This is a genomic window from Halobellus sp. LT62, assembly GCF_037031285.1.
Lineage (GTDB): Archaea > Halobacteriota > Halobacteria > Halobacteriales > Haloferacaceae > Haloquadratum > Haloquadratum salinisoli.
In genome coordinates, this window is sequence record NZ_JAYEZO010000002.1 from 1 (window position 1) to 17,324 (window position 17,324).

A 17,324-nucleotide genomic window follows, 5' to 3' on the forward strand; every position below is an offset into this window, starting at 1 on the left:
TTTGTCACTCTCGGTGTTCAAACAGGAGAGTTCTATCACGAATTAGCCTCAGTTTCCCGAGGTTATTCGCGTCTGTAGGGTAGATTGGCCACGTGTTACTGAGCTTTCCGCCACGAGTGTGAACTCGTGCGACTAGCATGGCTAAATCGGACTCCGATAGCAATGGCCTCCGGCAGGATCAACCGGAATGGGTCCCTCCCCGAAGGGAGGGGGGTGTGGCGGGATTTCCTCTCCGTGAAGAGAGGAGATCACCAAATATCATTGCGTGGTCCGTTCAGTGGTTCAGTGAACACCAGACAGGTGTCACCGAACCACCAAGGCTAACATCAGATCCCATCTGTACGGCGGACCGCAGGGGTGGAATCCTCATCTCTTGCGGACATAAGCATACGTCGGATAGAGCCATAAAGGCTCCGATCCGCGATGCTTGTCGACCGAAGTCGACGTGTCCGATCGGGCACGGGGTTGAACCGCACCCAGTCGCGGTGTGTCGTTCGCATTCATCCGAAACCGACTCGAACACTTAAGCCCGTCGTATCACCCTCGGCCCGAGACCGGGACGAGGGTTGACGGGGGTTCGAGACGTTCCGTCGTAGATCCCGCCCGGGGCGACCCGAGTGGGTTTCCGCGTATTTCTACGAATGCCGGGGTAACATAAAAGACCGTCGAACCGTCCCCGCTACGTTATGCGATTTCACACCGAGCGGTAACAAAAGCACCTCGACGATCGACAGGCGCTGACAACAGTTGTGACTACGGTAGCGTACATAGGGAGTATCGGAAATCCTCAGAGAATCCTCGCCGGACCGTCCGACGAGAATCTATGGACAGTTACGATACTCCCGATAACGAATAGGTATCGCGCGGCCGGAGGCCGACACGTCATCCCTCGCGTGTCGCGTCGGGTCTGGTCGGGTAGTAACCGCGCGAACGTACGTCGTCCGGGTACGGGGAAAGTGATGTCGGATCGGTCCGACGGGACGGATCAGAGAGCGAACGGTGATACAGATGAGAAGCGAACCTCTATTCGAACGGCGGGCGGACGCCTCGCGCGCGGTGAGAGTTATTTATCGATGTGTTCGATGCCCTGCTTCGCGACGTTTCCTCTCGTGACTTCGGACACCTCGTTCTGTTGCATCCAGCCGGGCTTGTCGTTCGGAGCGGTGTCGCGCCACGCCCACGCCTCGTACACGTGCACGCGATCGGTTCCCCGTTCGAGCAGGCGTATCTCGGTCGGCTCCGCCTTCGCCTCGTCCTCTGACTCGTAGGACTCGTATCCTTCGAGCCGGCGGGCCGCTTTGAGTGCGGCCTGCCGCGGCATCCGGCCGGTGAACTGTTTGGTCTTCTCTCCGTCCTCGAGCATCACGAAGTTCCGTTTGCCGTCCTCTCGTACCATCGATATGTACCTCTATGGCAACGATGCACATAGTCTGGCATAAATATATCGGCAAAAATCGATTGCAGCGGCGGGGTCGCGAGCCGAGTCGCCGGGTCGGACACGCTTCGCGCCGGGCGCGTGAGACGAGCGTCACGCCGCTGAGGGAGCATTTTCACCGCCTGTCTGGGGGCTTCGAGTGCGAATTTTGCCGTCGAACCGAGCCAACATCACCGTTTCGGGGCGAATCGAAGCAAAGCGTAAACAACACTTATGTATGTGCTGTGGCGAAGCATCGCCTAGACAGCTCCGATGGTTCGGAAAAAGAAGCTCAGCCCGAGTGGCGCGAAAGACGAAGATGGCGAGTACCACAACGTACACGTCAACCTCCACGAAGACGAACTCGCCGTGGCCGGAATGGAAATCGGCGACGAGGTGTTCGTCCGGGTCCGAGACGGCAAGATCATCATCCAGAAGGCGGACCCAGACGCGGTCGAACACGACTTCTGAGCACCCGATGATCCGAGGAACCGACCGATCGGCACCGATCCGCCGGACGAGCCACGCCCCATCCGAGAGCGAACCGTGATGCGTACGGCCTACCGCACGATACGACCGCTCTTGTTCTCTCTGCCCGCCGAGACCGCACACGGCGCGGTCCACCGCGGGCTGAACGCGATCCAACACACGGCGATCGAGGATCGCCTTCGCGACCGACTCGTCGTCGACGACGACAGACTCGCCGTCGAGGCCTTCGGTCAGTCCTTCTCGAACCCCGTCGGCGTCGCCGCCGGATTCGACAAGAACGCCGAACTTCCCGCGATCCTCGGTGCGCTCGGCTTCGGCCACGTCGAGGTCGGCGGCGTCACCGCACGCGCCCAGCCCGGGAACCCCCGCCCGCGGATGTTCCGGCTGGTCGAGGACCGCGCCATCGTCAACCGGATGGGACTCAACAACGAGGGCGCAGAGGCGGTCGGCGAACGCCTCAGGACGAGCCCCGATCCGGGAATCCCCGTCGGCGTCAACGTCGCGCTCTCGGAGGCGACCGACGCCGACGACGCGCCCGAAGACTACCGCTACACCTACGAGCGCGTCGCAGACGTTGCCGAGCAAGGCTCGGCGGCCTGCCGGACGTCGTCCGGCACCGTCGCCGACTACCTCGCGGTCAACGTCTCCTGTCCCAACAGCGAGGGGATGCGCGAGCTCCAGAACCGCGACGCCTTGGAGGCGATCCTCGGCGAACTCGTCGACGCTGGCGCGTCGCCCCTGCTCGTGAAGCTCTCACCCGACCTCCCGGGACCCGCGATCGAGGACGCCCTCGCCGTCGTCGACGACTTCGACCTCGACGGCGTCATCGCGACGAACACGACGACCGATCGACCCTCTGGTCTCAAAAGCCCGAATCGCGCGGAAACGGGCGGTCTCTCCGGGAAACCGATCGAAGCGCGCGCGACCGAGATGGTCCGATTCGTCGCCGAGCGGACCGACGTCCCCGTCGTCGGCGTCGGCGGCGTCTCAGACGCTGCGGGCGCGTACGCGAAGATCCGTGCGGGCGCGAGCCTCGTGCAACTGTACACCGGCCTCGTCTACGAGGGGCCGACGCTCGCGCGCGACATCAACGAAGGCCTCCTCGAGTTGCTCGAAGAAGACGGCTTCGAGAGCGTCGAGGACGCGGTCGGCGCAGATCTGTAGCACGGCCGCAGAAAAACAGTGGACGAGTAGACGAGCGTCGAACTCAGTCGTCGCGGTGGACGATCACGACCGCATCGCTCGCTTCGAGCATCTCGCCCGCGCCGACGTACTGTCGCTCCTCTTCGATCTCGAACATCTCCGGCTCCAGTTCGACGCCCGCGACGTGGAGTTTCCCATCCGCCGTCTCGTAGTCGCCCTCCGCGAGCGCGGCCTCGATTTCTGAGACCCGACTGCCGAACTCGGGGCCGACCAGCGAGTAATCGAGGTCGACGCCGGTGACGACCGATTCGATCGCGGGGCGTTCATCGAGGGTGTCGAGCTCGCGGACGTGCATCACGCCCGAGATGTCGGCCTCGAATCCTGAGATATCGCCCCAGACCTCGACGTGGTCGAGTTCGGCGTTCATCGACAGCTGCTCGTCGCTCTTGTACTTCCGAAGCGCGCCGACGACCGCCATCGCCGTCTCGCCGGCCTCGACGTCGGCGTCGACGCCGAGCGGCTCGGGCCAGCCGCTGCGGTGAATGCTCTCGCTTGCCTCGTGCATATCGTCCCAGAGCTCTTCGGTCGCGTGCGCGAGAATCGGCGAGAACAGTTTGAGAAAGCGCCGGTGCGCGACGTCGAGCGTGTACGCCGCCGATTCGTCGCCGTCGTTCTCGCGGACGCGCTGCTTGGCGATTTCGAGGTAGTCGTCGCAGAACGTGTGCCAGAAGAACCCTCGAAGCCCGTCGCGGGCCTTCGAGAACTCGCGGCTCTCGAATAAGTCGGTGACGCGCTCGATCTCCTGATCCAACTCCGCGAGCAGCCAGCGGTCCAGTTGGGTGAGGTCATCGTGGTCGAACTGCGCGGGCGCGTCCTCGGTCAGGCCCTCGACGAGTTTCGAGGCGTTCCAGAGCTTCCGCAGGAGTTTCTCGCCCGCGCGAAGGCCCTTCTCGGAGTAGGGAAGGTCGTCGCCGACGGCCGATCCCGCCGCCCAGTAGCGCGCGGCGTCGACGGGGAACTTCGAGACGACCTCGTCCGGCGAGACGACGTTGCCCTTCGACTTCGACATCTTCTCTCGGTTCTCATCGAGCACCATCCCGTTGATCATCACGCTGTCGAACGGCACCTCGCCGGTGTGCTCGTAGCACTTGACGACGGTGTGGAACAGCCAGAAGGAGATGATGTCGTGGCCCTGCGGGCGGAGGTCGAACTGGTAGAGTTCGGGGTTCTCGAAGGTGAATCCCGAATCTTCGTCCCAGTCCCAGCCCGCGTTGATCAGCGGCGTGAGCGAAGAGGTCGCCCACGTGTCGAAGACGTCGTTCTCGGGCTCGAACTCGTCGTGGCCGCACTCGGGACAGGCATCGATCGGCGGCTCGTCGCTGAGGGGATCGACCGGGAGGTCGGCCTTCTCCGCGAGGACGACGTGCTCGCAGTCGGCGCAGTACCACACCGGGAACGGGATGCCCGAGGAGCGCTGCCGGGAGATGGCCCAGTCCCACTGAAGCCCCTCGATCCAGTTCTTGTAGCGGGTGAACATCTTCTCGGGGAACCAGTCCATATCGCGGCCGGCCTGCAGGTACTCCTCGCGCTTGTCGAGCAGTTCGATGTACCACTGGTCCTTCACGAGGAACTCGACGCTCGTCCCGCAGCGCTCGTGGACGTTGACCGTGTGGGTGATCGACCGCCGGTCCAAGAGCGCGCCCGCGTCGTCGAGGTCGTCGACAATGGCCTCGCGGGCCGCCTCGGAGGACAGCCCCTCGTACTCGCCGGCGACGTCGGTCAGCGTGCCCGACTCGTCGATGGCGATCCGGAGGTCGAGATCGTGCGCTTGGTACCACTCGATGTCGGTCTGGTCGCCGAACGTACAGCACATCACGACGCCGGAGCCGGTCTCCATATCGACCCGCTCGTCCGCGATGATCGGGACCTCCTGATCGAACAGCGGGATCTTCGCTTCCTCGCCGACGAGATACTGGTTCTCGTCGTCGTCGGGGTGGACGAAGACGGCGACGCAGGCGGGGAGCAGTTCCGGTCGCGTCGTCGAAATCGTGAACGTCTCTGTCTCGTCGTCATCCGCGCTGCCGACGACCTCGAAGGCGATATCGTGGAAGTGACTCGGCTGCTCGTCGTCCTCGGTTTCGACCTGCGAGATCGCCGTCTCGCACTCGGGACACCAGATCGCCGGCGCGCGCTGGCGGTACTCGCGGCCCCGCTCGTAGAGGTCGATGAAGGAGAGCTGTGAGGTCCGCTTGACTTCGGGGGAGATCGTCTGATACGTCTGGTTCCAGTCGATCGAGATGCCGAGGCTCTGCATCTTCTCGGTGAACTCCGCCTCGTAGCGCTGGCAGACCTCCCGCGTCATCCGCTGGAACTCGCGGCGCTCGTAGTCCTGGTGGCGGACGTCGAGTTCGTCCTCCGCGAGGCGCTCGGAGGCGATGCCGTTGTCGTCGTAGCCGAACGGGAAGTAGACGTCCTTCCCTCTCATTCGGTTGAACCGAGCGACGAAGTCCTGCAGCGTGAAGCCGTAGACGTGGCCCCAGTGCAGGCTCCCGGATACCGTCGGCGGCGGGGAGTCGATCGAGAAGGCGGTGTCGGGGTCGGCCGCGCTTCCCTCGTACGCGTAGGTCTCGTCGTCGACCCACCGCTCTTGCCACTTCTGCTCGACGGTTTCGGGGTCGTATTCTCCGCTCGGCATTCTCGGGCGAAAATACCGGCGGGCGGCGTGTTAAGTCACTCGATTACCCGGACTCCAAGAGAAAGCGAGGGGTTCGGTTACTCGTCGCCCAGCGCGTCCAAATCGAACTCGAAAGCGGCGACGGGCAGTTCGAGATCGTGCTCGACGAGGACCGAGGGATGGAGTTCGCCGACGACACCGACGGTCTCGCCGTCGATCGCGACTTCCGCGACGCGCCCGTCGATGAACGAGGGGTGCTCGGTCGGCGGCGTTTCGAGGTCGACGTCGAAGTCCCGGCAGATCGCCTGTAGGCGCGCTTTCGCGTCCTCGTAGGTGGCGTCGTGACGCGCGAGCACGCCGGCGACGTGGCGACGCTCGCGAACGCGGGTGTTCACGTCGTCGTCGCGCTCGCCCACGAGGCCGACCTCCGCGAGGTCCTGCGGATACGCGCGGTGCGTGTTGTTCTCTAGGACCATCACGAGCGACGGCAACGCCCACGGCCGGAGGATCTCGTAGTCCTCGCTGTAGGGCTCGGTGATCTGAACCGGGTCGCCGCCGCCGAGGTAGTCGCCGCCGGCCTCGACGTTCATTCGGTCGTAGACCTCGGCCTCGCTCGTCATATGGAAGTTCAGCAGGTCCTCGAAGCCGAGACCGGTCAGGACGTTCCGGGTCGCCGCTTCGAGTCGCGAGCGCTCGTGGCGGCCGCCGACCGTCCCGACGTCGGGATACCGCGGTTCGAGTTCGTCGAAACCGTACGCGCGCCCGACGTCATCGATGAGGTCGAGCGGATGGAGTACGTCGACGCGGTACGGCGGGACCGACACCTCGTAGACGGTGGTCGCGCCGTCGGCGGCGTCCGTACCGGTATCCCCCTCGGCGTCGACGCTCGTCGCCGCGGCGGCACCGGTTTCCCCGTCGACGACTGCGTCGAGGCCGGAGCGCTCGAGGAGGTCGATCACCTCGTCGCTCGTGAACTCGACGCCGAGCATCGTCTCGATGCGGTCGTGGGTGACGGATTTCGTCTCGACGTCGAAGTCGGGGCGGACGAGCGTCCGTTCGCCCTCCGGCGACGACTCGCCGTACTCGATCTCGACCTCCTCGATCGTCGCGCCGCGCGCGGAGAGCGCGTAGCAGATGATGTTGCACATCCGGTCGATCGTCCACTGGTCGGTTCCCGTCAGCTCGACCAGCAGTTCGCGGGAGTCGGTCGACACCTCGGTCCGGCGACCGTTGATGACCGGCGGGAACGAGAACAGGCCGAGTTCGTCGTAGATCGCCGGGTAGCGGTCGTATTCGGCGACGAGATCGGCGTACGTCCGGCCGGTGTCGTGCGCCTCCAGCACCTCCGTGGGCGTCATCTCGCGGTCGCTGTCGAGCGGGACGAACGTGTCGCCGTCGGGAGCGATACCGGTGTACGTGATCGAATTCCCGTCGCCGTCTTCTGTCAGGTCGTCGCCCTTGATCGCGACGAGGTCGTGGATGCCGATCGCTCCCTTCGCACGCTTGCGGCCCATCGTCGCGTGCAGTTTCTCCTGCAACTGGATCAGCGAGTCCAGCGCGGCCTCATCGAGGTCGACGCCGCGGACGATCGCGCCCGTCACGTACGGCCGCTCGTCGGGGACGTCCTCGTCGACGACGTACGTGAAGTCGGGGTCGTTGGTAGCGGGCACGGCCACGCCGCGCGCGTCGCCGTAGTGATAGCGCAGCGAGCGCGCGACGCCCTCGACCGACAGCCGATCGAGGCGGTCGGGTCCGAACTCGAACTGCAGGAGGCCCTCCTCGGTCTCGCCCTCGTACTCCAGTCCGAGTCCGAACAGGTCGGATTTCAGTTCCTCGTCGCCCTTCTCCTCGTGACCGGTCAGTTCCCGGAGCTCGTCGGGGTCGATGTCGACGACTGGCATCAGTAGGTCACCTCCGCGCCGCGGAGGAACTCAAGGTCCGCGAGCGTGCCGTGCAGGTCGCGGATGTCCTCCGCGCCCGTCGTGAGCATCGCGAGACGCTCCAAGGCGAGCCCCCACGCCATCACGTCGTGCTCGACGCCCAGCGGTTCGAGCACCTCGTCGCGGAACATTCCCGAATTCCCGATCTCGATCAGTTCGCCCGTCGTGGGATGTCGCCCGAACAGCTCGAATGACGGCTCCGTGTAGGGGTTGTAGTGCGGTTTGAACTGAATGTCCGTAATGCCGAACTGCTCGTAGAACTCGACGAATGTCCCCATCAGATCCCGGACGGAGAGGTCCTCGGCCATCACCCAGCCCTCGATCTGGAAGAATTCGAGGAGATGCGTCGCGTCCAGCGTGTCGTTTCGGTAGACCTTCTCGACGGAGAAGAACCGCTGCGGCGGTTCGAGTTCGCCGACTTGGGTACCGGAGAGGTAGCGCATCGACAGCGACGTGGTGTGCCCGCGCAGCGCGATGGCCCGAGCGAAGTCCTCCGACCACGGCGAGTGGTAGCCGTCGCCGTCCTCGCCGACGCCCTCGCGGTGGGCGCTCTCGACGCGGTCGACGAGATCTTCGGGCAGGTCCTCGATCGGCGGCACGTCGAGCGCGAAGCGGTCCCAGTGGGTCCGCGCCGGGTGGTCCTGCGGCATAAACAGGCAGTCGTTGATCCAGAAGTCCGCGTCGGCGTGCGGGCCGTCCATCTCTTGGAAGCCCATCCCGACGAGGACGTCCTTCACGCGCTCGGCGGTCTGGCGGAGCACGTGCGTCTTGCCGCCGCGGACATCGGGCGCGTCGGCCTCGACGTTGTACTCGGTGAACTCGACGTCCGCCCACTCGCCGGAGGTGAGCATCTCCGGAGTTAACCGATCGACGGTCTCGGCGGCCTCGACGCCCTCCATCAGCGCCGTGACGCCCGCGTCGGTGAGCGTGACGGTCCGGACCGTCCGCTCGTGGCGCTCGATGAGGTTCCGGGAGACGAGCTGGTCGAGGACGTCGCCGTCGACATCCGCGAGCGGGCCGTCGGTAGGACCGTCGCTTTCCGCGTCATCGCCGGAACCGACTCCCCCCGCGTCGGACGCGGCGTTCGCGAGCGCGACGAGCGCGACCGCCTCGGGATCGGATTCGGGGTCCGAATCGCCGTCGGCCGCGAGTTCGCCGCTGTCGATGCTCCCGTATCCCTTGCGTCCGAAGTTCGCCAAAGCGATGTCGACCTCCGGCCCGTCGAGGTCGGCCGCGCCGATGACGCGACCCATCTGCACCGGTTCCGCGGCCGCGCCCGCCTCGATCGCGGCGCGGTACAGGCGCACCTCGGGAAGTCCGGCGTCGACGTACGCGCGGCCCTCCTCGGTCAGTTCGTACTCGACGGACTCGGACTCGGCGACGTCGACGAGACCGTCGTCGCGAAGCTCGAAGACCGCCTGCGTCACCGTCTCCGGCTTCAGGCCCGTCTCCTCGGCGAGTCGGTCGATCGGCTGTTCCTCCGTCGCGCTCGCGGCGTTCAACACCGCGACCTGTGGTTCGGGTAATTTCATGTATATCGTCAAGTCTCGCTGCGGCGTCGGTCGTTGTCACGTCTACCGACCGGCCGCCAGTTAGCAGTTCCGAAGACCGCAGAGCGCCTCGTGTCTCCGCGGAGCCGCCCTCGCTCCAACCGGACCGAATCGAGCGGTTTCGCCGCCGGCTTCGACGCGCTCTCGAGGAGACGACGCGTCGCACTCGGCGGGTCCGCCGCTCTCAGTCGATCCGGAAAAAGAAGACGGACCCGTCGATGTCGGTCGATTGCGTGTCGACGCCGCGCGCTGGGAAGTCGGGTCCGTGGCGCATACGCGAGTCGACTTCTCCGTTCGACAAAACGGTTGCGAAAGTGTGCGATCGAGTACCACGAAGAGGTGTCGTCGGACGTGCGTTTAAGAGTCGGGGCGTCGTATTAGCCCCTATGCCCGAAGAGGTCCTGTTCAAATCTGAGAGCCGACAGAGCCGAGCGGAAATCGCCACGTATCTGCGCTCGGTCGCCGACAAACTGGAATCGGGCGAGCCGGTCACGCTCAGTGCCGGCGACCAGTCGGTAACGATGGAGCCGCCCGCGCAGCCGACGTTCGAGGTGAAAGCCGAGCGCGAGGGGCCGACCGGCGCGCCCGGCGAACTGAGCATCGAACTCGAACTGGAGTGGGACGAGGGTGAGGGAGACGGCGACGGCGCTGGCGGCGATCTGACGATCGAATAGCGCGACGAGGTCGAATCGCGCCGGCGGCGACGAACCGACGGAAACGAAGCGACTCAGTCGTCGCCGGGAGCGACGCCCCGCCGTGACGACTCCAGCGTGATATCGAGGTCGTCGAGGACCTCCTCGGCCTCCGCGCGCTTCTCTTGGTGGTCTTCGAGGAACGCAGACATTAGTTCGGCCGCCTGCTCCTTGCAGCCGCCGCAGAGGCGCTCGCCGCCGACGCACTCGTCGTAGACCTCCTTCGCGAACTCGTCGTCGTCGCCCGCGAGCAGGTACGCGTAGAGTTCGTAGACCGGACACTCGTCCGCCTTCCCGCCCAGCCTGCGCTGCTCTTCGGCGGTGTCGCGGCCGCCGGTCGTCGCGGACTTCACTTTCTGATATCCGTCTTCGGGGTCGTCCAACAGGGAGATGTGCGACGCCGGGATCGACGAGGACATCTTTCCCCCGGTCAGGCCGGTCATAAATCGGTGGTAGATCGACGACGGCGGAACGAAGCCGTAGCCGCCGTGGTCGAGTTCGATCTCGCGGGCGAGCGCTTCTGCGTCCCCGGCATCGAGGTCGAACGCGTCGACGTGCTCGTCGTAGCGGCGCTTCTCGCCGTCGATGGCCTCGATCAGCGCCTCGAAAGCCGCCGCTGTCGCGTTGCGGTTCAGGAAGCGGACGCGGGGGCGCAGCGGCTCCATTCCGCCGTTTTCGAGTTTCTCGATCGCCGACTCGCGGACGTCGTCGCCGACGATCACGCCGAGTTCGTCGAGCGAGTCGAGGCCAGCGAGCCACGCGCCCGCCTCCTCACACCGGGGCGTGTCGGGGTCGTCGGCGTAGGCGTCGCGGGCCTCGTAGACGGTACCCACGAGCGCGCGCTCGGCGTCGTTGAGCTCGAAGCTCGCGTACGCCTCGGTCATCTTGAAGAATCGCATCCGCGCTGCGAGGTCGCGCGCGAAGCGGACGTGCGGATCCTGATCGGGGCCGACGGGGATGACCGTCGGCTTCGGCTCCTCCAGTTGTGGGTAGAGGATGTCGGCCATCTGCGTGACGACCGACTGCATATGCGAGACGTTGGTCTCGCCGTCGAAGCCGTAGATACCTTGGAACTCCGAGAAGTTCGCCTTCGAGCCGAGTTCGAAGGCGAGGTCCTGCAGCTCACGGTTGTCCGATTGGCGATACAGTTCGCCCTCCTCGGGGTCGAAGCCGAGCGCGAGCAGGCTCAAGAGGTAATCGCGGGCGTGCTCGTCGATCTCGGTCCAGCTCATCCCCCGGGCGGAGTGGGCTTCGAGGTCGGCGATGAGCCCGTAGGCGTCTGCGCCCTGCTCTTGGTGCCAGATGATCTCGTCGAAGACGAGCTTGTGGCCGATGTGCGGGTCCCCGGTCGGCATAAACCCCGAGAGGACCGCGGCGTCGTCGCCCTCGCGGAGCGCCTCGGCGACGGGGTCGTAATCGCGGTGCCCGAAGATGACGCCGCGGCGCATCAGGTAATGGGGGTTCGGGACCTCGGGGAGCACGTCGTCGAACTCCTCGATGCCGAACTCCTCGAAGAGCTTTCGGTAGTCCGAGACCGTCGAAGAGCCCCACGGGTCGAGCGCGACGTCGTCGGCACCCGCGGCGGAGTCGCTCTCTGCGCCGCCGTCGGTGGCCACCGGGCGCGACTGCTTGTCGGGCTCATCCTCGCGCTCGCGGGCGTCGTGGTCTCGTGTCATGGGGTCAGTCGGGCTACCGAGAGCCAGTCTATCTGGCCGTTCGCCCCGGTGAGCGCAAAAACCATTCGCTTCCGGACCCCGCCGGCCAGCCGGACGTCCAAGGAGAGGTCGCGCGGGTAGAACGCGTGTTCCGGCGCGAGCACGCGCACGAGATCCGTCGAGTGGCTCAGCGAGTCGACGTCGGTGAACTCCTCGTAGACGCGGAAGTCAGCGCCGAATTTGAACCCGCTCTTGGGGACGACGCCGCGGTCCCGGAGCGCGGCGTAGGCGCGGAGACGCCGATCGAAGCGCTCGCCCTCGACGTCGCGAGCGAGCGCGACGACGGCCTCGCTCTCGAGGTCGATGGCCCCGCGCTCGGCGAGGTACGTGCCCTCGACGAGCGAGAGCTGTATCGGCCCCTCGTCGGCGTTGCGGCCGAACAACCGCTGGCCGTAGAAGCGGTTCTCATAGAGGTCGTCGGCGTCGTAGCAGACCACCCGGTCGTCGAGCAGGTCGGCCTCGACGTCGGTGGGTACGGTTTCGTCGGGTGCTCCGTCGTCACCGCTCCCGTCGCCTCCGCCGAGTTCGGGATCGTCGTCCGTCTCGAAGTACGTGAGGTCGCCGTCCTCGTCGACGACCGCGAGGACGACCCCGCCGAGCGACGAGGCGGGGACGGACTCGCGCTCACCGACGACGCGGACCCGATAGGCGACCTCGCCGTCCCACGGGCCCTTCCCGCGCGGGTAGACGACGAAGTCGACCTCGGCGTTCGAGGCGGCCGCCTCGGAGCTGTCGCGTTCGTCGGCAGCGCTGGTGAGGGCGTCGTCGACCCCGGGCCACCCTTCCCGCGCTGGCGAGAGGTAGAACCCGCGGTCGCGGAGGTCCTTGTAGACCGCGAACCGGAGCGCCGCACCCGTTCGGACGAGGAACGCACGGAAGTTCAAGCGGGGCGCGTCGCTGTCGACATCCGCCCCGCCGGCGTCCACTCCGTCAGCGTCCACCCCGTCGGCGTCGCCGTCGACTCCGCGCTCGTCGACGACGGCCGCTAAGTCCCCGCGCGAGAGGAGGTGTGCCGCCTCCACGGGTGCCAGTTCGATGCGGTTGCGATCGAGCGGGCGGCCGTAGCCGCGGGCGTCGTAGAACCGCTGTCTGGCGTCGCCGCCGACGCGGACCACGCCGTCGGCCAGTGTCCCGTCCATACGTCATCTGGGAGTCGGCGAGGACATAGGGGCTGCGATTATGCGAGTGATATGGGGGCAGTGGCGCTGTGAGGGCTGGGGAGATAGTGTTGCCACTGCAAGCCCCCGCCCGCTCGACTCGGGGGCCCCATCTGCGCTCCTCGTCGCTCGCTTCGCTCGCTCCTGCGGTGCTTGACGGGTCCGCCTTCGCCGACCGGGCGGCCCCTTGCGAACCCACCCACAGCACCGCACCGGCCTCACCCTTCCCAGCCGACTCCTCGCGCGGCGTGGCCGCGCGACGGAGCGCGCGTCAGCACGCGCCGGGAGCATCGTCGTCGAGTGACTCAGCGCGCGACCTCGAATCGATCGCACGTCGCGTCCAGACACCGCCGGCCGCGCGCGGTCTCGAAGACCGGCAGGCCGCAGTCGCAGTCGTCGACGACGACGCCTGCCGGAATGGCGAACGCGCTCTCGCAGTCGGGGTAGGCGTCGCAGCCGGCGAGCAGGCGGCCGCCGCGGCGGATGATCCGAAGCGGCGACCCGCAGTCGGGGCAAGTCCACTTGCCGTCGAAGCGATCGCGGACGGCGTCATCGAGCGACTCACACGAGCGATCGAGACAGAGCTCGAAGGCCGCGCCCGCCTCCGCGCGGATCTTCGAGAGGCCGCAGACGTCGCAAGGCTCGTCGAGGACCGTCGCGCCCGCCGGGAGCGGGTAACGGACGTCGGTATCGAGCCCGCGGACGTCGCCGCCCGCGCGCACCAGCGGTTCGTCGGTGTCGGGGTGTCTTCCGACCGGGACGCCGGCCTCGGTGACCGGGTACTCGGCCCAACCCGACGTCTCGTGAGAGACGACGCGGAGGACTTGCTCGCCCGCGCGGGCGACGAGGCCGAACCCTCCGTCGTCGGTCTCGACCGTGAGCGAATCGGGGCGCGTCAGCCACGCGACCGGCTGGTAGCCGTCGGCGTCGTGGACGAGGACGGTGCGGTCGGGCTTGACCACGATCGCGACTCGACCCCGCTGTGTGCGGGCGCGATCCCCTTCGAAAGTCGTCGTGCAGTCGCCGGCGAAGACGCGAATCGTCTCGGACATACGGCGGGCGTGGTCCCGCCATCAGTGATAAGGGCTCTCACGAAGGTCTTTGCACGAGGGCGATTTTCCCCCTATATGGACGTTCCCGACGACGCGGTGTTGTTCGATATGGACGGCGTATTGGTCGATTCGGAGACGTACTGGCACCGCTTCGAGGACGAGTGGGTGTTCGCCGAGGCCATCGAATCCGGGGATCCCGCTCACGAGGAAGTAACCGGGATGCCGTACTACGAGATCTACGACTATCTCGATGAGACGTACGGGACCGCCGTGAGCAAAGACACGTTCACCGCGAAGTACGAGGAGCGCGCCGAGTCGCTGTACGGCGAGCAGGTCGTGTTGACAGACGGCGTCCCGGCGCTGTTCGATGCGATCCGTGACGACGGGCGGAAACTCGCGATCGTCTCCTCCGCGCGGCGCGCGTGGATCGAAATCGTGCGCGAGCGCTTCGCTCTCGACCCGCTCGATCTCGTCTTGAGTGCCGAGGAGATCGACGAGCCCGGCAAGCCCGAACCGTACGTCTACGAGCACGCCGCCGCCGAGTTAGGGCTCGACCCCGCAGACTGCGTCGTCGTCGAGGACTCGATCAACGGCATCAACTCGGCCGTGCGCTCGGGGGCGTTCACGATCGGCTTCCGCTCGACGCACAACGCCGAGTTGGACCTCTCCCGGGCCGACGTCGTCGTTGAGAGCTGTGCGGAGTTGCGAAGAGTTCTCGAAATCGACTGAGCGGTGCGAAAAGTGAGCGAGCGACCCAGACAGTGAGCGACTGAGCGACCCAGACAGTGAGCGACTGAGCGACCCAGAAAACCTAATTCCGTGTCCGCCCGACTGATCGTATGACCGAACACACCGGGACGACCGCGCTCGTCGAGGCGCTCCGCGACCGGCGTCGCAACGGGGCCGCGCTCCTCGTCGTCGTCGGTGTACTGGTCGGTGCGGCGCTGGTCGGATCGAGAGAAGCGTACTTCACCGCGGCACTGGTGATCTTCTCAGTCTGGATGGCTTGGTTCGTCCTCGCCTGCATCGAGTGGATCAAGCGCGCCGATTTCTAGCGAACCGTCCGGGTTACCTGTCCACGGCGACCGTCCGCGTCGCCTGAACGGGGTGTAGCGGCTCGTCGGGGAACGTCACCTCGATGGTGAACTCCAGTTCGTCGGCGTTCGCGCCGAAGACGCCCACAGGAACGGTAATCGACTCCGAGAGGTACGCCTCCGTCGCCGACATCTCGACGCCGTTGACCGTGACCCGGATCCCGGCCGCCGTGCCGCCGCCCGCGTTCTGGACGGTGACGTCGCACATCTCGTTTTCGCCGGGCGCGATGCGATCGGGGAAGTCACCCCACGAGATCTCGATCGCGGGGAACTTCCGGGCGTTTTTCATGATGCGCTCTGCGACGCCCGCGGAGAGCCCAGCCCGTTCGAGTTCGTCGGCCCCGGCGGCGACGACGTCGGCGGGGCTGTGGAGGCCGCCCGTCGCGAGCGTCCGCGCCCGGTTGGGACCGATCCCGTCGACCGCGGTGAGGCCGACCGCGTCGCGCGGGACGCCGTGTTCGACGCGCGCTTCGACCCGACGCGCGAGGTTGGCCGCCCGCGGGCCCGAGAACTCCGAGAGGAACTCTCTGAGCGCGGAGAGGAGGCGTAAGGCGTTCTGCCGGATGATCCACGCGTCCGAGCGCAGGTCGGCGGGCGTGCTGTTTTCCATCCCGGCGTGGAGGATCGCGAGCACCTTCCGCGGGCCGTCCTCGAAGTCGGTCGCGACGTCGGAAAGCACCGCGTCGACCGCGTCGGATTCGGACTGTCGCGCGGAGACGGAGTCGAACTCTTTCGCACCCGCGACGGCTTCGAGGATCGCGTCCGCGGAGATCGTCTCGCGCTCGCAGAGGTCGTGAAAACGTTCTGCGGTCTCCAACCGGAGGTAGTATTTCGAGGCGAGTCGGCCGAGCGCGGTGCCGCCGACAGAGAGGTCCTCGCCCATCTCGACGAAGCCGCGGGCGACGAGCGATTCGAGCGTCTCACGCACGCGCTCTCGGAGGTTCTCGAAGCCGTACTGCGCGGGTTTCGACTTCGCGCGCTGGTAGTAGAACGTCGTCTCCAACCACGACATCACGTCGTCGAGATCGCGTATCGTTCCCATCGCGATCTCGGCGTTGAGATGGGAGTCCAGATCCTCCGCCAGCCGCGATTCGATCTCCTTGCCCTCGCGCAGCAGTTTCCGGTACTTGTCGGCGTCGGCGCGGTCGCAGACGACCCACCCGTAACCGACGTCGTCGTAGCCGGGGCGGCCCGCGCGCCCGAGCATCTGGAGGATGTCGAGCGGCGAGATGTCGACCTCTCCCTCCAGCGGGTCGTGATACTTCGTGTCGCGGATGACGACGCAGCGCGCCGGGAGGTTCACGCCCCACGCGAGCGTCGACGTCGAGAAGAGTAACTGGATCTTCCCGTCTTTGAACCACTCTTCGACGCGGTCGCGGTCTTCTTTTCCGAGCCCCGCGTGATGGAAGCCGACACCGTCTGGCGCGCCCTTCGCGAGTTCGTCGTCGGCGAGCTCTTTCGCCTCGTTGTGGAAGTCGTAGTCGCCGCGCGCGCCCATCGGGATGTCGCGCTCGGCGATCACGTCGCGGGACTTCCCGGCGGCGCGCACGGCGTCCTGCCGCGAGGAGACGAACACGAGCGCCTGCCCGCCGTCGCGGATGTGCTCTTCGGCGAGATCGAGCGCGGTGTAGAGCCGCCGGTACTTGTCGGCGAAGGCGTTGTCGCCGTGGGTGTACGTCTGCACGCCCGCGTGGAGGTCGACCGGCCGGTAGTCGTCGCCGAACTCGAACGTCGTCTCCGGCGGGGCGTCGAGCCACGCCGCGACGTCCTCGATGTTGGGCATCGTCGCCGAGAGCGCGACGACGCGCGGATCGCAGATCCGGCGGAGTCGGGAGACGGTCACTTCGAGGACCCCGCCGCGCGTGTCCGAATCCAGCAGGTGGACCTCGTCGATGACGCAGCAGTCGACGTCGGCGATGAAGGAGTAGCGCGCGGAGTCGTGCTTCCGCGTCGCCGAGTCGGTCTTCTCCGGCGTCATCACCAAGATGTCCGCGCGCTCGGCGCGTCGGGGGTTCAGGTCGCGCTCGCCGGTGACGACGTAGACGGAGTAGCCCAGTTCCTCGAAGCGCTCCCACTCGGATTCCTTCTCGTTGGTGAGCGCGCGCAGCGGGGCGATAAAGAGCGCGGTGCCGCCGCGATCGAGTGCCCGACAGATCGCCAGTTCCGCCAAGGCGGTCTTGCCGCTTGCGGTCGGCGCGGCGGCGACGACGTTCTCGTCGCGTTCGAGGATCGCGGGCGCGGCCTCCCGCTGCATTCGATTGAACTCGTCGAAGCTGAACGCGTCGGCGAACTCGGGGACGATCTCGGCGACCTTCACGCGGCGCACCTCCGAGCGGGTGGGGAAGTCACGACACCCGTCGGAACGAGATGAGTCCGGGGAGAGATCGGAGCGAAACGGGTCATA

At 66.4% G+C, this 17,324-nt stretch carries 13 protein-coding genes and 1 rRNA gene; 5 read left to right on the plus strand and 9 right to left on the minus strand.

The window, feature by feature from the left end:
- Positions 1–189 (minus strand): 16S ribosomal RNA (locus U5919_RS09310); the annotation flags it as partial.
- An 874-nt stretch (positions 190–1,063) separates the two neighbouring features.
- On the minus strand, positions 1,064–1,396 hold the full coding sequence (locus U5919_RS09315; RefSeq protein ID WP_336023902.1) for a non-histone chromosomal MC1 family protein: 333 nt from the start codon (positions 1,394–1,396) through the stop codon (positions 1,064–1,066).
- A 291-nt stretch (positions 1,397–1,687) separates the two neighbouring features.
- On the opposite strand from U5919_RS09315, the gene U5919_RS09320 reads away from it, so the two are divergent.
- The gene (locus tag U5919_RS09320) at positions 1,688–1,885 is read left to right on the plus strand and encodes a hypothetical protein (protein WP_049987936.1); all 198 of its coding nucleotides are present in this window, start codon (positions 1,688–1,690) and stop codon (positions 1,883–1,885) included.
- Between the two features lie 78 nt (positions 1,886–1,963).
- Positions 1,964–3,067 carry a quinone-dependent dihydroorotate dehydrogenase gene (locus tag U5919_RS09325; RefSeq protein ID WP_336023903.1) on the plus strand — a complete coding sequence of 368 codons (1,104 nt, stop codon included), beginning with the start codon at positions 1,964–1,966 and terminating at the stop codon, positions 3,065–3,067.
- A 43-nt stretch (positions 3,068–3,110) separates the two neighbouring features.
- On the opposite strand, the gene U5919_RS09330 is transcribed toward U5919_RS09325, so the two are convergent.
- The 3 genes from U5919_RS09330 to pheS form a co-directional block, all read right to left on the minus strand.
- Positions 3,111–5,741 (minus strand): valine--tRNA ligase, encoded by a 2,631-nt coding sequence (locus U5919_RS09330; RefSeq protein WP_336023904.1) that lies wholly within the window; start codon positions 5,739–5,741, stop codon positions 3,111–3,113.
- A 77-nt stretch (positions 5,742–5,818) separates the two neighbouring features.
- The gene (locus U5919_RS09335) at positions 5,819–7,621 is read right to left on the minus strand and encodes a phenylalanine--tRNA ligase subunit beta (protein ID WP_336023905.1); all 1,803 of its coding nucleotides are present in this window, start codon (positions 7,619–7,621) and stop codon (positions 5,819–5,821) included.
- Positions 7,621–9,192 carry a phenylalanine--tRNA ligase subunit alpha gene (gene pheS, locus U5919_RS09340; protein WP_336023906.1) on the minus strand — a complete coding sequence of 524 codons (1,572 nt, stop codon included), beginning with the start codon at positions 9,190–9,192 and terminating at the stop codon, positions 7,621–7,623. The genes U5919_RS09335 and pheS overlap by 1 nt, the downstream gene beginning before the upstream one ends.
- Positions 9,193–9,596: 404 nt before the next feature.
- On the opposite strand from pheS, the gene U5919_RS09345 reads away from it, so the two are divergent.
- A complete protein-coding gene (locus tag U5919_RS09345; protein WP_336023907.1) occupies positions 9,597–9,884 on the plus strand; it encodes an amphi-Trp domain-containing protein in 288 nt (95 codons plus the stop codon).
- 53 nt (positions 9,885–9,937) lie between these two features.
- Here U5919_RS09345 and U5919_RS09350 read toward each other — a convergent pair whose 3' ends face one another.
- The 3 genes from U5919_RS09350 to U5919_RS09360 form a co-directional block, all read right to left on the minus strand.
- Positions 9,938–11,578 carry a tryptophan--tRNA ligase gene (locus tag U5919_RS09350; protein WP_336023908.1) on the minus strand — a complete coding sequence of 547 codons (1,641 nt, stop codon included), beginning with the start codon at positions 11,576–11,578 and terminating at the stop codon, positions 9,938–9,940.
- The gene (endA, locus tag U5919_RS09355; RefSeq protein WP_336023909.1) at positions 11,575–12,756 is read right to left on the minus strand and encodes a tRNA-intron lyase; all 1,182 of its coding nucleotides are present in this window, start codon (positions 12,754–12,756) and stop codon (positions 11,575–11,577) included. Before endA ends, U5919_RS09350 begins: the two co-directional genes overlap by 4 nt.
- Positions 12,757–13,079: 323 nt before the next feature.
- Positions 13,080–13,826, minus strand: coding sequence for a DUF91 domain-containing protein (locus U5919_RS09360; RefSeq protein ID WP_336023910.1), 747 nt, complete (start codon positions 13,824–13,826; stop codon positions 13,080–13,082).
- Between the two features lie 75 nt (positions 13,827–13,901).
- On the opposite strand from U5919_RS09360, the gene U5919_RS09365 reads away from it, so the two are divergent.
- Both U5919_RS09365 and U5919_RS09370 read left to right on the plus strand, forming a co-directional pair.
- The gene (locus U5919_RS09365; protein ID WP_336023911.1) at positions 13,902–14,555 is read left to right on the plus strand and encodes an HAD family hydrolase; all 654 of its coding nucleotides are present in this window, start codon (positions 13,902–13,904) and stop codon (positions 14,553–14,555) included.
- Between the two features lie 110 nt (positions 14,556–14,665).
- Positions 14,666–14,881: a hypothetical protein gene (locus U5919_RS09370; RefSeq protein WP_336023912.1), complete on the plus strand. Its 216-nt coding sequence runs from the start codon at positions 14,666–14,668 to the stop codon at positions 14,879–14,881.
- A 13-nt stretch (positions 14,882–14,894) separates the two neighbouring features.
- Here U5919_RS09370 and U5919_RS09375 read toward each other — a convergent pair whose 3' ends face one another.
- Positions 14,895–17,237: a DEAD/DEAH box helicase gene (locus tag U5919_RS09375; RefSeq protein ID WP_336023913.1), complete on the minus strand. Its 2,343-nt coding sequence runs from the start codon at positions 17,235–17,237 to the stop codon at positions 14,895–14,897.
- Positions 17,238–17,324: the final 87 nt, after the last annotated feature.